Origin of the sequence: Caballeronia sp. GAFFF2 (genome assembly GCF_023631485.1) — a bacterium.
Lineage (GTDB): Bacteria > Pseudomonadota > Gammaproteobacteria > Burkholderiales > Burkholderiaceae > Caballeronia.
Genome location: NZ_JALQDA010000005.1, coordinates 1 through 16331, shown reverse-complemented (window position 1 = coordinate 16331; position 16331 = coordinate 1). Strand labels below are relative to the sequence as shown.

The 16331-nt window shown below is 61.1% G+C and carries 16 protein-coding genes; 10 read left to right on the top strand and 6 right to left on the bottom strand.

Annotation, left to right across the window (positions count from 1 at the left end):
- Nucleotides 1-102: 102 nt before the first annotated feature.
- Together secD and secF are read left to right on the top strand one after the other, a co-directional pair.
- Entirely contained in the window at nt 103-2175 is a 2073-nt protein-coding gene (secD, locus tag NCT04_RS02100) for a protein translocase subunit SecD (RefSeq protein WP_244827016.1), read from the top strand.
- A 26-nt stretch (nt 2176-2201) separates the two neighbouring features.
- Nucleotides 2202-3152 (top strand): protein translocase subunit SecF, encoded by a 951-nt coding sequence (secF, locus tag NCT04_RS02095; RefSeq protein WP_250463062.1) that lies wholly within the window; start codon nt 2202-2204, stop codon nt 3150-3152.
- A 132-nt stretch (nt 3153-3284) separates the two neighbouring features.
- On the opposite strand, the gene NCT04_RS02090 is transcribed toward secF, so the two are convergent.
- The 3 genes from NCT04_RS02090 to NCT04_RS02080 form a co-directional block, all read right to left on the bottom strand.
- The gene (locus NCT04_RS02090; protein ID WP_244827958.1) at nt 3285-3803 is read right to left on the bottom strand and encodes a YceI family protein; all 519 of its coding nucleotides are present in this window, start codon (nt 3801-3803) and stop codon (nt 3285-3287) included.
- A 124-nt stretch (nt 3804-3927) separates the two neighbouring features.
- Nucleotides 3928-4491 carry a YceI family protein gene (locus tag NCT04_RS02085; RefSeq protein ID WP_244827014.1) on the bottom strand — a complete coding sequence of 188 codons (564 nt, stop codon included), beginning with the start codon at nt 4489-4491 and terminating at the stop codon, nt 3928-3930.
- A 119-nt stretch (nt 4492-4610) separates the two neighbouring features.
- Nucleotides 4611-5180, bottom strand: coding sequence for a cytochrome b (locus NCT04_RS02080; protein WP_244827013.1), 570 nt, complete (start codon nt 5178-5180; stop codon nt 4611-4613).
- A 498-nt stretch (nt 5181-5678) separates the two neighbouring features.
- Between NCT04_RS02080 and NCT04_RS02075 the strand changes: the two genes are divergently transcribed.
- The 5 genes from NCT04_RS02075 to NCT04_RS02055 all read left to right on the top strand — a co-directional run bounded on the left by NCT04_RS02075 (nt 5679) and on the right by NCT04_RS02055 (nt 10090).
- Nucleotides 5679-6344, top strand: a complete 666-nt coding sequence (locus NCT04_RS02075) for a paraquat-inducible protein A (RefSeq protein ID WP_250463059.1) — start codon at nt 5679-5681, stop codon at nt 6342-6344.
- Nucleotides 6341-7030, top strand: a complete 690-nt coding sequence (locus NCT04_RS02070) for a paraquat-inducible protein A (protein ID WP_250463056.1) — start codon at nt 6341-6343, stop codon at nt 7028-7030. Before NCT04_RS02075 ends, NCT04_RS02070 begins: the two co-directional genes overlap by 4 nt.
- Nucleotides 7023-8690, top strand: coding sequence for a PqiB family protein (locus tag NCT04_RS02065; protein WP_250463054.1), 1668 nt, complete (start codon nt 7023-7025; stop codon nt 8688-8690). The genes NCT04_RS02070 and NCT04_RS02065 overlap by 8 nt, the downstream gene beginning before the upstream one ends.
- On the top strand, nt 8687-9409 hold the full coding sequence (locus tag NCT04_RS02060; RefSeq protein ID WP_250463051.1) for a PqiC family protein: 723 nt from the start codon (nt 8687-8689) through the stop codon (nt 9407-9409). Before NCT04_RS02065 ends, NCT04_RS02060 begins: the two co-directional genes overlap by 4 nt.
- A gap of 72 nt (nt 9410-9481) precedes the next feature.
- Nucleotides 9482-10090, top strand: coding sequence for a glutathione S-transferase N-terminal domain-containing protein (locus tag NCT04_RS02055; RefSeq protein ID WP_244827008.1), 609 nt, complete (start codon nt 9482-9484; stop codon nt 10088-10090).
- A 422-nt stretch (nt 10091-10512) separates the two neighbouring features.
- Here the strand turns inward: NCT04_RS02055 and NCT04_RS02050 are convergent, their stop codons facing one another.
- From NCT04_RS02050 to NCT04_RS02040, 3 genes are all read right to left on the bottom strand, one after another.
- Complete coding sequence (locus tag NCT04_RS02050) at nt 10513-11070, bottom strand: TetR/AcrR family transcriptional regulator (RefSeq protein ID WP_250463049.1); 558 nt, start codon at nt 11068-11070, stop codon at nt 10513-10515.
- A gap of 163 nt (nt 11071-11233) precedes the next feature.
- Nucleotides 11234-12370: a tRNA 2-thiouridine(34) synthase MnmA gene (gene mnmA / locus NCT04_RS02045; RefSeq protein WP_250463046.1), complete on the bottom strand. Its 1137-nt coding sequence runs from the start codon at nt 12368-12370 to the stop codon at nt 11234-11236.
- A gap of 14 nt (nt 12371-12384) precedes the next feature.
- Nucleotides 12385-12876, bottom strand: a complete 492-nt coding sequence (locus NCT04_RS02040; protein ID WP_250463043.1) for an NUDIX hydrolase — start codon at nt 12874-12876, stop codon at nt 12385-12387.
- A 222-nt stretch (nt 12877-13098) separates the two neighbouring features.
- Between NCT04_RS02040 and NCT04_RS02035 the strand changes: the two genes are divergently transcribed.
- The 3 genes from NCT04_RS02035 to NCT04_RS02025 are packed head-to-tail and all read left to right on the top strand — an operon-like array spanning nt 13099 to nt 16026.
- Nucleotides 13099-14244 (top strand): Re/Si-specific NAD(P)(+) transhydrogenase subunit alpha, encoded by a 1146-nt coding sequence (locus tag NCT04_RS02035; protein ID WP_250463040.1) that lies wholly within the window; start codon nt 13099-13101, stop codon nt 14242-14244.
- Between the two features lie 18 nt (nt 14245-14262).
- Complete coding sequence (locus NCT04_RS02030; protein ID WP_244827003.1) at nt 14263-14583, top strand: NAD(P) transhydrogenase subunit alpha part 2; 321 nt, start codon at nt 14263-14265, stop codon at nt 14581-14583.
- Nucleotides 14584-16026: an NAD(P)(+) transhydrogenase (Re/Si-specific) subunit beta gene (locus tag NCT04_RS02025; RefSeq protein WP_250463036.1), complete on the top strand. Its 1443-nt coding sequence runs from the start codon at nt 14584-14586 to the stop codon at nt 16024-16026. It abuts the gene before it with no gap.
- Nucleotides 16027-16331 lie beyond the last annotated feature (305 nt).

Below are 16331 nucleotides of genomic sequence, written 5' to 3'. Positions count from 1 at the left end.
GCGCGGCCTCGCCACCGAGCCACCGGGTCTTCCCATGCGGTTCGCAGCGCATGACGCCGGACGCCCCCTCCCCCGCAGCCAACTTTCCGTTCGGCCATCCCCATGAATCGTTATCCCCTCTGGAAGTATGTCGTGATGCTGGTGGCGCTCGTCATCGGTCTCGTCTACACGCTTCCCAATTTCTTCGGCGAAGCGCCTGCCGTGCAGGTATCGAGCGGCAAGGCAACCGTGAAGCTCGACTCCGCCACGCTTTCGACTGTCGAGAGCGCGCTCGCCGCGGCGAAGATCCAGTCCGACGAAGTCACGTTCGACAACTCGTCGGCGAGTGCGAACATTCGTGTGCGTCTGAAAGACACGGACACGCAGTTGCATGCGAAAGACATCATCACGAAGGCGCTGAACAGCGACCCGACCGACCCGCAGTACATCGTCGCGCTGAACCTGCAGAGCGCATCGCCGCGCTGGCTCTCCGCGCTGCATGCATTGCCGATGTACCTCGGTCTCGACTTGCGCGGCGGCGTGCACTTCCTGCTGCAAGTGGACATGGCCGGCGCGCTCAACAAGAAGCTCGATTCCGACGCCGCCGACGCGCGCACTTACCTGCGCGACCGCAATATCCGCGATGGCGGCGTGAATCGCGTGGGGCAATCGGTGGTGGTGAATTTCGCCGATGCGGCCGCGGCCGACAACGCGCGCACGTTGCTCACGACGGGCGTCGCCGAATTGCAATGGACCACGCGTCAGGGCGGCGACGGCTATCAGGTGGTCGGCACCTTCACGCCGGGCACGCAGCGCACGGTGGAAGACGGCGCGCTCAAGCAAAACATCACGACGCTGCATAACCGCGTCAACGAACTCGGCGTGGCCGAGCCCGTGATTCAGCAGCAGGGTTCGGACCGGATCGTCGTCGAGCTGCCGGGCGTGCAGGACACGGCGAAGGCAAAGGACATCATCGGCCGCACGGCGACGCTCGAAGCACGTCTCGCCGATCCCGTGAACACCTACGGAAACGCAACCGACCCGGTGCCGCCGGGCGACGAAGCGTTCAAGCAGGGCGACCGCACCGTGTTCCTGCGCAAGCAGATCATCTTCACGGGCGACCGCATCATCGACGCGTCCACGGGCTTCGACGATCATCAGCGTCCGTCCGTGAATCTTCGCCTCGACTCGGCCGGCGGCCGCGCGGTGTCGAGCGTGTCGCGCGACAACATCGGCAAGCCGATGGCCATGGTTCTGTTCGAAAAGGGCAAGGGCGAAGTGCTGACGGTCGCGACCATTCAGTCCGAACTCGGCGACCGCTTCCAGATTACCGGCCAGCCGACGCCGCAAGCCGCCACGGATCTCGCGCTGCTCTTGCGCGCCGGTTCGCTCGCAGCGCCAATGGACATCATCGAGGAGCGCACGGTCGGGCCGAGCCTTGGCGCCGACAACATCAAGAAGGGCTTCGATTCGGTGCAGTACGGTTTCGCCGCGATCGCCATCTTCATGATCGTGTACTACATGCTGTTCGGCCTGATCTCCATGTTGTCGCTGTCGGTCAACCTGCTGCTGCTCGTCGCGATCCTCTCCATGCTGCAGGCCACGCTGACCTTGCCGGGTATCGCGGCTATTGCGCTTGCGCTCGGCATGGCGATCGACGCGAACGTGCTGATCAACGAACGTATCCGCGAAGAACTGCGTAACGGCGCGCCGCCGCAAACGGCGATACAGGAAGGTTTCAAACACGCCTGGGCGACCATTCTCGACTCGAATGTCACCACGCTGATCGCCGGTCTCGCGCTGCTCGCGTTCGGCTCGGGTCCGGTCCGCGGCTTCGCGGTCGTGCACTGTATCGGCATTCTGACCTCGATGTTCTCGGCGGTGTTCTTCTCGCGCGGCCTCGTGAACCTGTGGTACGGCGGCAAGAAGAAGCTGAAGTCGCTGGCTATCGGTCAGGTGTGGCGCCCGGAAGGCGGCAACACCGAAGCTGCGGCGGCCGCGTATCTCGCCGCTCAACGCGGTGACGATTCGCCCGTCGACGAAATCATCAAGACGGCGAAAGGCAAGACCAAGACGGCTGTTCCCGTCGCGGCGCCGCGTGCTCAGGTTCAGACGCCTGCGCGCGGTGGCAAGCCGAGCGTGCGCCGCCGTTCTGGTCCTGGCATCGATGAGGAAAAACCGGGTTCGCCCCGCTGATTGACTGAACCCCGGAGAAACGAAACATGGAATTCTTCCGCATTCGCCGCGACTTGCCGTTGATGCAGCGCGCGTTGATCTTCAACGCGATCTCGCTCATCACGTTCCTCGCGGCTGTTTTTTTCCTCGTGCATCGAGGCCTGCATCTGTCGGTGGAGTTCACGGGCGGAACGGTCATCGAGGTGCAGTATCCGCAAGCCGTGCCGCTCGAACCCGTGCGCGGCACCATGGCCAGGCTCGGTTACGCCGATGCGCAAGTGCAGAACTTCGGCACATCGCGCGACGTGCTCATCCGTTTGCCGATCAAGCAAGGCCTCACGTCGGCGCAGCAGAGCGATCAGGTGATCACCGCGCTCAAGGTCAACGACCCGCAAGTCACACTGCAACGTGTCGAGTTCGTCGGGCCCCAGGTGGGCAAGGAACTCGTGACCAACGGGCTGTTGGCGCTGGCTTGCGTGGTGATCGGCATCGTGATCTATCTGTCGTTCCGCTTCGAGTGGAAGTATGCGGTGGCGGGCGTTATCGCCAACTTGCACGACGTGGTGATCATTCTCGGCTTCTTCGCTTACTTCCAGTGGGAGTTCTCGCTGTCCGTGCTGGCGGCGATTCTCGCGGTGCTCGGCTATTCGGTTAACGAGTCGGTGGTTATCTTCGACCGGATTCGTGAAACCTTCCGCAAGCAGCGCAAGATGACGGTGATCGAGGTCATCAACCACGCGATCACGAGCACGATGTCGCGAACCATCATCACTCACGGCTGTACGGAAATGATGGTGCTCTCGATGTTCTTCTTCGGCGGTCCGACGCTGCATTACTTCGCGCTGGCGCTGACGGTGGGTATTCTGTTCGGTATCTACTCGTCGGTGTTCGTGGCCGCCGCGCTTGCGATGTGGCTGGGCGTGAAGCGTGAAGATCTCGTCAAGGACAAGAAGGACAGGTTCGATCCGAACGATCCGAACGCGGGCGCTCAGGTTTAAGGCGCGTCGTAACGATGGACAAGCAAAGGGCCGGTCTTCGAAAGGAGACCGGCCCTTTGCATTTGGCGCGGGCGCAAAAAAACCGCCTCACGTACAGCACGCGAGGCGGTTTCATCCCACACTCGATGAAACTTACTGCTTCACCCCTTCGGCCTGGATATGCAGCGTCGTCTTCAGGCTGAAGCCGTACGACTTGCCGTAGTCCATGCCGAAGTCGCCGCGATCGAACGTCGCCGACGCTTCCGTGCCGCACACTTCCTTCTTCATCATCGGATTGACGAAGCACTTGAAGGTGTCGAGCTTCAGGTTGAGCGGCTTGGTCACGCCGTGCATGGTCAGCGTGCCGATGACTTCAACCGGCGTGTCGCCGTTGAAGCGGATCGACGTGCCCTTGTACACCGCGGTCGGGTACTTGGCGACATCGAAAAATTCGGCTTTTTGCAGATGCTCGTCGAGCTTCGCGTTGCCGGTGTTGATCGATGCAATGTCGATCGTCACTTCAGCCGTTCCAGTCTTCGCCGCGCGATCGAGCACGACGGTGCCGCTGCTCTTGTTGAACTTGCCGCGCCACGTGGACACGCCGCCGAAGTGATCGGATTCGAAGCTCGGATACGTGTGGTTCGGATCGAGCTGGTAGGTATCAGCGGCCATTGCGCTGAACGAAAGGCTGGCTGCAAGCGCGCCTGCGGCGAAAACGGAAAGTTTGTTCAAGTGCTTCTCCTGGTTGAATCGTTGCGATGCAATGAGTTGGCTTTGATTTGCTTGAGTCGGCCGCTTACTTCTTCGCGGCGACGATATGAAACTTGATGACGACATCGTCGGCGACCACCGACGTGTCTTTCCATTCACCCGTTCCAATGTCGAACTGGTTGCGCTTGATCGGCAGCGAGCCGTCGAACGTTTCCGTTGCGCCCTGCTGCGTGATGGTCACGGGCACCGTGACCGTCTGCGACTTGCCCTTGATGGTGATTTTGCCCGTCACCTTGTATTGATTGCCGCCCGCCGGCGCAATGGCGCTCGAAACGAACGTGGCGGTCGGATAGGTCGCGGCATCGAACCATTCCTTGCCGCGCACCTGCTTGTTGTAGTCGTCGTCGCCGAGATCGTAGCTGCCGGTATCGATCGTGATATTCGCGCTGCCGGCGGCGGGTTTGGCCGGATCGAACGAAATCTGCGCCGTGAACTTGTTGAACTTGCCGTCCGTGGGCACGTTCATCTGCTTCGATGTCGCGGTCACGCTGCTCTTGCTCACGTCCACTTGCGCATGTGCGCCGATGGCGAGCGCAAGCGAGCTTGCCGATACGGCGGCCAGCATCCAACGATTGAGTTTCACTTTCATGTGTACCTTTTCCTGATCGGGTCCGACGAACATCCGGTATTGGAAATCAAAAGAATGCTGGAAAAAACAGCAGGCGGGAAACGCCTTGCCAACGCACAGGAAACAATCGCATCGGCGGCTTAGCGCAGAAACGGAAGCATGCGGCCGAGCAAGCCATCGCGATCGACGAAATGATGCTTGAGTGCCGCGAGCACGTGCATCACGACGAAGAAGAGCAACGTGTAGTTCAGCGCAATATGCACGATTCTCAACGTCGCCTTCAAAGCCTTGTCCGGCCCGATGATGGTTGGCAACGGCAACACGCCGAGATAAACCACCTGCAAGCCGGCCGCGGAACTATAAAGATAACCCGATGCGGGAATCACCAGCATGAGTGCGTAAAGGAGGAAATGCGTGAGATGCGCCGCGCCCTTCTGCCAGCCCGGCATGTCGACGGGCATCGGCGGCGCGCGATGCGTGGCGCGCCACACGAGCCGCAGAACGGCAAGCGCGAACACGGTCACGCCAATCCACTTGTGCCACGAAAAATACTTTAGCTTGGTCGGCGTGAAACCCGGGATGTCCGTCATGATCCAGCCGAGATAAAAGCCGCATACGATCAGCAACGCAATCAGCCAGTGCAGGCCGATTGCCGTGGCGCTGTATCGTCCGGTCGACTGAGCCGACGCGATGCGAACGCTGCTTTCCATATTGCTTCACCCTGATATTCATCGTTATGCGGCTGGCCGTCCGGAACGACGGGTCTTCAAGGCCGCAATCCTACATCAACAATACGGAATTGCCAGCGCGTGCGAGGTGTCTGCCCAATAGCCGCAAAGCCCCGCCGCCATTGACGCTGCGCGCTCTTTTGCTGCTACGTCGCACTGTTGCAACGAACTATTCCGCCCATGCAACGGTCGATTGATTCATTCGGCTTCAGTCGCCCGCACGCCCTGCAAGACGCCAATCACACGCCCGACGGACGCCCGACCGACGCCCAATGAGAGATAACGATGGAGCATGCGCCAATATTCCCGCGCTCATTTCACCGCGTCCACCACCTGTCCGCGCCGCCAGATAAGCGTCAGTCCCGCGACGTTTGTTACCATGCTGCTTCCGATCGCGCTGGCTCGTAATTTGCTGTGCTCGCTCCGAGCCGATCTTTGCGGCGCCAGATCAACCCGCATCAGAAGGCTCGGCTTCAGACCATGAACGAGAACGAACCGGATGAACTCATTGCGTGCCACGAGTGTGACGCGCTTTTCAAGAAGCGCGCGTTGCCCCGGCATACGTCGGCGCGCTGTCCGCGTTGCGGTGCGCTGCTCTATCGCAGTATCGCGGGCAATCTCGATCGCATCAGCGCCATGACGCTCGCCGCGCTGATCACCTTCGTGATCGCGCAGGCGTTTCCCATCGTCGAACTGGACGCCAACGGCATCACTTCGCAGACCACGCTGATCGGCGCAATCGTTTCCTTGTGGAACGAGCAGATGGAGATCATCGCGGTGCTGGTGTTCTTCGCCACCATCTTCGCGCCGCTCGCCGAACTGCTCGCGCTGCTCTACGTGCTCGTGCCGCTGCGCGCGGGTTACGTGCCGCCGGGCTTCAATGCCACGTTACGCACCATTCAGTTCGTACGTCCGTGGGGAATGATCGAGGTGTTCATGCTCGGCGTGCTCGTCACGCTCGTGAAGATGGTTAGTCTCGCGCGCGTGATTCCCGAAGCCGCGCTGTTCGCTTTCGGCGCCCTGACGCTGATGGTCGCCGTGGTCGTGAGCTTCGATCCTCAACGGCTGTGGGATATCGCCGAAAAGCTGCCCAAGCGCGCGGAACGCAGACAACGCATCGCACCGACGGTGAGGCAGAAATCATGAATCCGGATCAAACCAGCGCGGCCGTCGATGAACCCGAAGCGCCGCCGCCTACGCTCTACACCACGGCATCGCGCCAGAACGTCGTGGCGTGCCACGCATGCGGTCTGGTGCAGCCGCTCGCGCATACCATCGAAAGACAGCGCTGCACGCGCTGCGACGCGGTCGTGCACCGGCGGCACCCGGATGCCATCGCGCGCACGTGGGCACTTCTTATCAGCGCGGCGATTTTGTACATTCCGGCGAACCTGTTTCCGGTCATGCACACGTCGTCCATTCTCGGCTCCGAGGACGACACCATCATGTCGGGCGTCGCGCTCTTCTGGAACGATGGCGACTATCCGCTCGCGGCAATCATCTTCATCGCCAGCATTCTCGTACCGATGATGAAGCTCGCCACGCTCGGCTTCCTGCTCATCAGCGTACAGCGACGCTCGGTGTGGCGACCGCGCCAGCGGACCACGCTCTTTAGAATCGTCGAAGGCATCGGACGATGGTCGATGCTCGACGTCTTCGTGGTCACGCTCACCGTCGCGCTGGTGCGTTTCAAGTCGCTCGCGGTCATCACGGCGGGACCGGGAACGATCGCCTTCGCTTCGGTGGTCGTGCTTACCATGCTCGCATCCATGCAATTCGACCCGCGCCTCATATGGGACAACATAGAACCGTCAGGAAAGAAACATGACTAGTGGCCAGGGGCCGAACGGGCCGAACGAATCCACGCGTGGTGACGAGCCGTCGAAACAAGGCGGCGGACTGCCGCCCAATCTGCCGGAACCGGTGATCGAGCCACGCAGCCGCTGGCTGCCTTCGCTCGTGTGGGTCATTCCGCTCGTGGCGGCGTTGATCGGCATCTTTCTGGTGGTCAAGACGGTGACGAGCCGTGGACCGACGGTGACCATCAGCTTCGTCAGCGCGGAAGGGCTCGAGACCGGCAAGACCAAGGTGAAGTACAAGGACGTGGATATCGGCACGGTCAAGTCGATCACGTTGTCGAAAGACCATTCACGCGTACTCGTCGATGTGCAACTCACCAAGGAAGCCACCGATTTCGCCGTGAAGGACACGCGCTTCTGGGTCGTGCGCCCGCGCGTGGCGGCAAGCGGGGTGACGGGGTTATCCACCTTGCTCTCGGGTGCGTATATCGGTGTCGATGCGGGCAAGTCCTCCGAGGATCAGAGCTATTTCGTCGGGCTGGAGACGCCGCCCGCCGTCACGGCGGATCAGAAAGGCCACACTTTCACGCTGCACGGAGAATCTCTCGGTTCGCTCGATATCGGCTCGCCGGTCTATTACCGGCGCGTGCAGGTCGGTCAGGTGACGGCGTTTTCGCTCGACAAGGACGGCACCGGCGTCACCATGCAAGTGTTCGTCAATTCGCCCTACGATCAATACGTAGGCGGCAATTCGCGCTGGTGGCATGCGAGCGGCGTGGATCTGCGCCTGGATTCGAGCGGCTTCACGCTGAACACGCAGTCGCTCGCGACGGTGATTCTCGGCGGCATTGCGTTCCAGACGCCGCCGAACCAGCAGTCGGGCGCGCAGGCAAAGGACAACTCCACGTTCCGCCTCGCCGCCGACCAAGCCGACGCCATGCGCGATCCGGACGGCGAGCCCGTGCACGTGGTGATGAACTTCAATCAATCGCTGCGTGGCTTGTCGGTCGGCGCGCCGGTCGATTTCCGCGGCATCGTGCTCGGTCAGGTGACGGGTATCGGCGTGCGCTACGACCAGGAATCGCATTCCTTCATGATGCCGGTGACGATCGACCTCTATCCGGACCGCCTCGGCCGGCGCGCGAAGGAAGCGCTCCCCGACAAGGGGTCGCCGGCGAGCCAGGACATGCTCAATCTGCTCGTCAAGCGCGGTCTGCGCGGCCAGTTGCGCACGGGCAATCTGCTGACGAGCCAGCTTTACGTCGCGCTCGACTTCTTCCCGAAGGCGCCGGCCGCGAAGGTGCTCGCCAACACAGACCCGATCGAGTTGCCGACCGTGCCGAACACGCTCGACGAATTGCAATTGCAGATCGCCGACATCGCCCGCAAGCTCGACAAGATTCCGTTCGACGAGATCGGCACGAATCTGAACGGCTCGCTCAAGCAGGCCAATGCGCTCTTCAAGCAACTCGATACGGAAGTCGTGCCGGAAATGCGCAGCACGCTGACCGAGGCGCAGAAAACCTTCGGCGCGGCGCAATCGACGCTTTCGCAAGATTCGCCGGTCCAGTCCGACGTGCGTCAGGCCATGCAGGAACTCACGCGGACGCTGCAATCGCTCAATGCGCTCGCCGATTATCTGGAACGCCATCCGGAATCGCTGTTGCGCGGGAAAACGGGAGAAAAGCCATGAGGTTCGTCGCGTCGTTGTTGACTCTGGGCGCGGCAGGCGTGCTCGCCGCCTGCGCCTCGTCGCCGTCGAGCCGCTTCTACACGCTCACCGGAACGGACGCGCCGGGCGCGGCGCCCGCGCAGCCGGCCTCGCTCTACTTCGAACTCGCGCCGGTGGACATGCCGCAGCAGGTAACGCGCAACCAGTTGGTCGTGCAGACGAGCCCCGCGCAGGTCAAGGTGCTCGAAACGGAACGCTGGGCCTCGCTGCCGTCCGACGAAATGCGGCGCGCGCTGTCCGCGGATCTGACACGCCAGCTCGGGGCAATCGATGTCTCGGGCACGGCGCGGCCGGAAGGAACGCCGCTGTATCGCGTGAAGGTGAACGTGCAGCGCTTCGAATCGTGGCCGGGCTCGCGGGCCGTGATCGACGCCGTGTGGAGCGTGCAGACATCGGCGGGAGCGCAGACGACGCTCACGTGCCGGACCGTGGCGCAGGAACGCGTCGGCGATGGTTTCGATGCGCTCGTCGACGGGCATCGGCAGGCGGTGAGCGAGATTGCATCGGCGATTTCGAGCGGCGTGCGAAGTGTCGCCGCGCTGCCGCCCGCGCCCGCCGTGTCGTCGTCCGCGAAGGGCAAGACGGCCGCCAGCACGCCGAGTGCGCCGCTCTTGCCGTGCCCGGCGGGGAATCTGGCGGCGTTGTCACCAGACGACACCCACGCGCGGCGTCCCCTGTAATTTGCCGATGGCTTGCGTGCGTCCGTTAAGATCATTCTCGACTGCATTAAGAAATGATCGCGAAGATAGATAATGAAACTGATCGGTTCGCACACAAGTCCATACGTCCGCAAGGTTCGGATCGTGATGGCAGAGAAGAAGATAGATTGCGAACTGGTGCTCGAGGACGTATGGGCATCCGATTCCAAGATCCACGACTACAACCCGCTCGGCAAGGTGCCCTGCCTGATTCTGGACGACGGCGAAGCGGTGTTCGACTCGCGCGTGATCTGCGAATTCGTGGATACGCTCACGCCTGTCGGCAAGCTTCTGCCGCAGGAACGCCGCGAGCGCACCGAAGTGCGCTGCTGGGAAGCGCTCGCCGACGGCATGCTCGACGCCGCCGTGCTGATTCGCCTGGAAGGCGTGCTGCGTGAGGAAGGACAGCGCAGCGAGGCGTGGATCAAGCGGCAGCGTTTGAAGATCGACGACGGCATTCGCGCAATGGCGCGCGGTCTTGGCTCGAAGCAATGGTGCTCGGCGAACCGCTTCACACTTGCCGATATCGCCTGTGGCTGCGCGCTCAGTTATCTGGATTTCCGCCTGCCGGAGTTGAATTGGCGCGATGCGCACCCGGCGCTCGATAAGTTTTACGCGCGGCTTGCGCAACGGCAGTCGTTCGTGGATACGGCGCCGGCTTGAACGCGAGCGGACGCTTCGCTTCCCGGATTGACGCGGCCTCGATGGCCGCGTTTGCTCTATTGAACGCTGCGCGTCGCCCATTTAGCATTCGCAAATCGATCTTGTCACGATAATCGCGGCAAATTTCCGATTGTTTTGCGGCTTGCTTCGTACGACGACTGCTGCACGAAATCGTCACTAATCCGCAATTCAAATTGAATCTACTCCTAGATAGATTTTCGTAACGTTTAACCCTTTGCAAATAATTAATATGCGACGGAATTCAAGCCGCAAGCTTTAAACGGCGGCTACTGCCGCTCAATTGTCCGCACCGACACCATTCGAAGGCAAAGTAAAACACCTCCCGTCAAAATCTATCTACCTAAAGATAGGTTACACAACGCGAAAACCCATGAAATCCACATAGTTATCCACAGGGTTATCTACCGTCTGACAGCGTCGACAACTTCGTCCAGTCTGGCGCGCGTTTGAAACAGCCGGCAAGCAAGCAAACTGCCTTGAAATGCGGCATATAAGGCGCGCGCCGCCGCTTCTGGCTTGCCACCCGCATCGAGCGTGTCTTGCGCTTCACCTTCCGCGAGCACTTTCGCCAGCCAATTCTCGTTCGCCTTGAAAAAACCCTGCACGGCTTGACGAACCTTTTCGGGTAACGAATCGAAATCCGCCGAAAGCATGCCGCACAGGCACACTTGCTTCCCGTCGCCGAGAATGCGCCCAAACAGTTTCGTGTATCGATCGAGTTTTTTGTCGGCCGCCGCGGAACTGTCGATGGCATAGACCGACGACATGACATCCGCGCTGTAGGCGTTCACGGCTTCCAGCGCCAGGTCTTCCTTGGCGGGAAAGTAGTAATGGATGCTCGACGTCTTTACGCCGACCAAATCGGACAAATCGCGATAACTGAAGCCGTTGTAACCGCGCGTCATGATGAGCGTCTGGGCATGTTCCAGCAGTGCTTCGCGTACGGTGTTCTTGTCCATTGCGCAGTCTCCGGATTTTCTGACACTAACAATAGTTATCGCATCCCACGTCGGAGAATTTATCTATCGCTAGATAGACAGTCAAGCACTTGTATCAAAAAAGCTTTATTGCGTCGGTGGAAGTCGGCGAGTTTCGATGATCCGGAAAACTCGCCGATAAGCGTCAAAGCGCCTGCGTGGCCAACTGCTCCGCGCTCATCGCGGAAGTCTGCCCCGAAGCCGCCTGTTCGATGATGCCGCCACCAAGACACACATCGCCCTGATACAGCACCGCCGATTGCCCCGGCGTCACCGCCCATTGCGCGTCGTCGAAATGGAGCGCAAAGCGGGCATCGTCGGCGCGCGAGAACTGGCACGCGGCATCCTGTTGCCGATAGCGCGTCTTCGCGCCACAAACCGCGCCTTCTTCCGGCGCGAACCCGGCGACCCAACTCGTGTTTCCCGCTTCCAGCGTGTTCGACAAGAGCCACGAATGGTCATGCCCCTGCACGACATAAAGCGTGTTGCTTGCCATGTCCTTGCCCGCGACGAACCATGGCTCGCCGCTGCCGTCCTTCGCGCCGCCGATACCAATGCCCTTTCGCTGCCCAAAGGTATAGAACGCCAGTCCGATATGCTTGCCGACGACCTTGCCATCCGGCGTCTTCATCGGACCGGGCTTGGTCGGCAAATAGCGATTCAGGAATTCGCGAAACGGCCGTTCGCCGATAAAGCAGATTCCGGTCGAATCCTTCTTCTTCGCGTTCGGCAAACCGATCCGGGCCGCGATCTCGCGGACCTGCGTCTTCGGAATTTCTCCGAGCGGAAACAGCGTCTTCGATAACTGCTGCTGATTCAACCGATGCAGAAAGTACGACTGATCTTTCGTGGAGTCGGTCGCCTTGAGCAACTGGAACAGGCCGTCCTGCTCGCGCACGCGCGCGTAATGCCCGGTCGCGATGGTTTGCGCGCCAAGCGACATCGCGTGATCCAGGAACGCCTTGAACTTGATCTCGGCATTGCACAGCACGTCCGGATTCGGCGTGCGGCCGGCCGAGTACTCGCGCAGGAACTCCGCGAAGACGCGGTCCTTGTATTCCGCGGCGAAGTTCACGGCTTCCACGTCGATGCCGAGCAGATCCGCCACCGACACCACGTCGATCCAGTCCTGACGCGTCGAGCAATATTCGCCGTCGTCGTCGTCTTCCCAGTTCTTCATGAAGAGGCCGACGACGTCGTAACCCTGCTCTTTCAGAAGCCATGCCGTGACCGACGAATCCACGCCGCCCGACATGCCCACCACTACTCTGCGCTTGCTCATAGGAATACCGCGGCTCAAGTCTGCTTAAGAGGCGCGACCGGCGCGACCGAATGCGTATGAATGAAATCGAGCGGCACGCGCCGCCCGGATAAATAATCGTCGACCCGCTGCATGACAAGCGGCGTCCGATGCCGCTCGCTGATCGCGCGGAGCTCGTCGGCGGTCAACCACATCGCGCGGACAATGCCTTCGTCCAGCGCCCGCCCCGCCATCTCGCCTAGCGACTTGCCGCAAAACGTAAAGCTCAGATACGTGACATCGCCGCTCGCCCGCGTGAAGTGCGTCATGTACGCGCCGACGAGGGCCTCGGGTTCGAAGCGATGCGCCGTTTCTTCCAGCGTCTCACGGATAGCTGCCTGAACCAGCGATTCGCCTGCTTCCAGATGACCGGCAGGCTGGTTGATTTTCAGGCCGCCGGATGTGTGCTCCTCGACGACGAGGAAGCGTCCATCGGCTTCGATGACCGAAGCCACCGTGACGTGAGGAACCCAAGTATCTGATTTCATGTTCGATATTTTATCGTGCCGACGCTCATCGCGCCCGGCGCCGTCGAAGCTCGCTCGTGAAAACGAGTGACAACCCTCGGCGGGAAAGAACGAGTGCCGGATCGGCTCATTCTTCGGTTACAGTGGAGACAGCCGTTGATTCCAGCATTTGAAACGAAACTCAGCCCCGAGTTTCCTGACGCCAGCCCCGGCGCGGAAGCGAGAAGACAGGAGGATTCGAATATGCACATCGGAGTGCCTGCTGAAACGGGGGCGAACGAGGCGCGCGTCGCCGCCACGCCCGAAACGGTCAAGAAACTCGTCACTCAGGGGCATCGTGTTTCGGTGCAAAGCGGCGCGGGCTTGCGAGCAAGTTATGTCGACGACGCCTTCGCGCAATCGGGCGCCGATCTCGTCGATGCCGCCACCGCTTTTTCCGCCGAACTCGTTCTGAAAGTTCAGTCTCCGGGCATCGACGAACTCGCGTGGCTCACGCCGGGCGCCGTGGTCATCGGCATGCTCGATCCATTCAATACCGAAAACACCGCGCGGCTCGCCGCCACCGGCGTGACCGCGTTCGCACTCGAAGCCGCGCCGCGCACGACGCGCGCGCAGAGTCTCGACGTGCTGTCGTCGCAGGCGAACATCGCGGGATACAAGGCGGTGCTCGTCGCCTGCCAGTATTACCAGCGCTTCATGCCGATGCTGATGACCGCCGCCGGCACCGTGAAAGCCGCGCGCGTGCTCGTGCTGGGCGCGGGCGTCGCGGGACTGCAGGCGATTGCGACGGCCAAGCGCTTGGGCGCCGTGGTCGAAGCGTCGGATGTGCGGCCAGCCGTGAAAGAGCAGATCGAATCCCTGGGCGCGAAGTTCGTCGATGTCCCCTTCGAAACCGACGAGGAACGCGCGGCGGCGGAAGGCGTGGGCGGCTACGCGCGGCCCATGCCGCCGAGCTGGCTCGCGCGTCAGTCGGCGCAGGTGCATGAACGCGCGAAGGCGGCGGATATCGTCATCTCGACCGCGCTGATTCCCGGCCGTCCCGCGCCCACCTTGCTGTCCGTGGAAACGGTCAAGCATATGAAACCGGGCTCGGTGATCGTCGATCTCGCGGCGGGACGCGGACCCGAATTCGACGGCCGTAAAGGCGGCAACTGTCCGCTCACCGAAGTCGATCAGGTGGTGATGAAGCATGACGTGCATATCGTAGGCTTCACGAATCTGGCGTCGATGGTCGCCACCGACGCCTCCGCGCTCTACGCGCGCAACCTGCTCGACTTCCTGAAGCTGATCATCACGAAGGAAGGCACGCTCAACATCGACCTTGCGGACGATATCGTCGCGGCCACGCTTCAGTGCCGCGACGGGCAAGTCACGCGCCCGGCGGCTTAAAAGCACACGGAGATCAACATGGACGTCATCAATCACACGGTGATCAATCTCATCATCTTCGTGCTGGCGATTTACGTCGGCTACCACGTGGTCTGGAACGTCACGCCCGCGCTGCACACACCCTTGATGGCGGTGACGAATGCAATCTCGGCAATCGTCATCGTCGGCGCGATGCTCGCGGTCGGTCTGACAATCGGCGGCGCTGGCAAGTTCTTCGGCACGCTCGCGGTGCTGCTTGCGGCGGTGAACGTGTTCGGCGGCTTTCTCGTGACCCGGCGAATGCTTGAAATGTTCAAGCGCAAAGAGCCGAGAAAACTCATCAAGAAGGAGGGCGCGTAAATGAGCATGAACGTCGTCACTCTTCTGTATCTCGTCGCTTCGGTATGCTTCATTCAGGCGCTTAAGGGCTTGTCCAATCCGAAGACCGCGCGCATTGGCAATACGTTCGGCATGGCGGGGATGGCGATCGCCATCGTCACCACGCTCGCGCTCATCGCGAAGCAGGCTTCCTATCTCGGTTCCAATCTCTCGCTCGGACTCACGCTCTTGTTCGCGGCGCTTCTGATCGGCGGCGCGGCGGGCGCCTATATCGCGGCGAAAGTCGAGATGACGAAGATGCCCGAACTCGTCGCCGCGATGCACTCGCTGATCGGGCTCGCGGCGGTCTGCATTGCGTATGCCGTGGTGTCGGAACCTTCGGCGTTCGGCCTTGCGCCGCCGGGCTATTACATGCCGTATGGCAATCGCGTCGAGTTGTTCATCGGCACGTTCGTCGGGGCGATCACGTTTTCCGGTTCGGTGATCGCGTTCGGCAAGCTGTCGGGCAAGTACAAGTTCCGGCTCTTTCAGGGCGCGCCCGTCACGTACTCGGGACAGCATCTCATCAACTTGCTCCTTGCCGTGGCGATGATCGGCTTCGGCGTGATTTTCATGCTGACGCAATCATGGTTGCCGTTCATCGTGATGACGTTGATCGCGTTCGCGCTGGGCGTGCTCATCATCATTCCGATTGGCGGCGCGGATATGCCGGTGGTCGTGTCCATGCTCAATTCGTACTCGGGCTGGGCGGCGGCGGGCATTGGTTTCTCGCTCAACAATCCGATGCTGATCATCGCGGGTTCGCTGGTGGGATCGTCGGGCGCGATTCTGTCCTACATCATGTGCCGGGCGATGAACCGCTCCTTTTTCAACGTGATTCTCGGCGGCTTCGGCGGCGAAGCGGGCGGCCCGTCGGTGGGCGGCGCGCAGGAACAGCGCCCAGTGAAATCCGGTTCCGCCGATGACGCGGCCTTCATGCTCGGAAATGCGGAAAGCGTGGTGATCGTGCCGGGTTACGGGCTTGCGGTGGCGCGCGCGCAGCATGCGCTGAAGGAATTGACGGACAAGCTCGTGGAGAAAGGCATCGACGTGCGCTATGCGATTCACCCGGTCGCGGGGCGCATGCCGGGGCACATGAACGTACTGCTCGCCGAAGCGGAAGTGCCCTACGAAATGGTGCAGGAGATGGACGACATCAACAGCGAGTTCGGGCAGGTGGATGTGGTGCTCGTGCTCGGCGCCAACGACGTGGTGAATCCTGCGGCGAAGACCGACCCGAAATCGGCGATTGCAGGCATGCCGATTCTTGAAGCGTACAAGGCGCGCACGATCATCGTGAACAAGCGGTCGATGGCGGCGGGCTACGCCGGGCTCGATAACGAACTGTTTTATATGGACAAGACGATGATGGTTTTCGGGGACGCGAAGAAGGTGGTGGAGGATATGATGAAGGCGGTGGATTGAGGGGCTGACGTTCATTTTTGCCTGGTCCGAGGGAGCATCTGGACCAGGCAAGCATCAGTTATGAAAATCTTGAATCCGCATTGCGAGCGAGAGCAGATCACGATGATAGTCGTAACGCGCGACCACGCTGCTCAGGAAGAGCGCACCGATGGCAAAACCCACTTGCGTAGAAGTGGTCCCCAGCGCGACGAGACCCGCTGCTGCAGCCTCGAAGCTGGACCTATCCGCAATTCTGTGGGCGAGGCATATTATGAGAGGTAAAAGTCATGGATATGCCGATGAAGAAGAAACGCACCGTCGCTTCT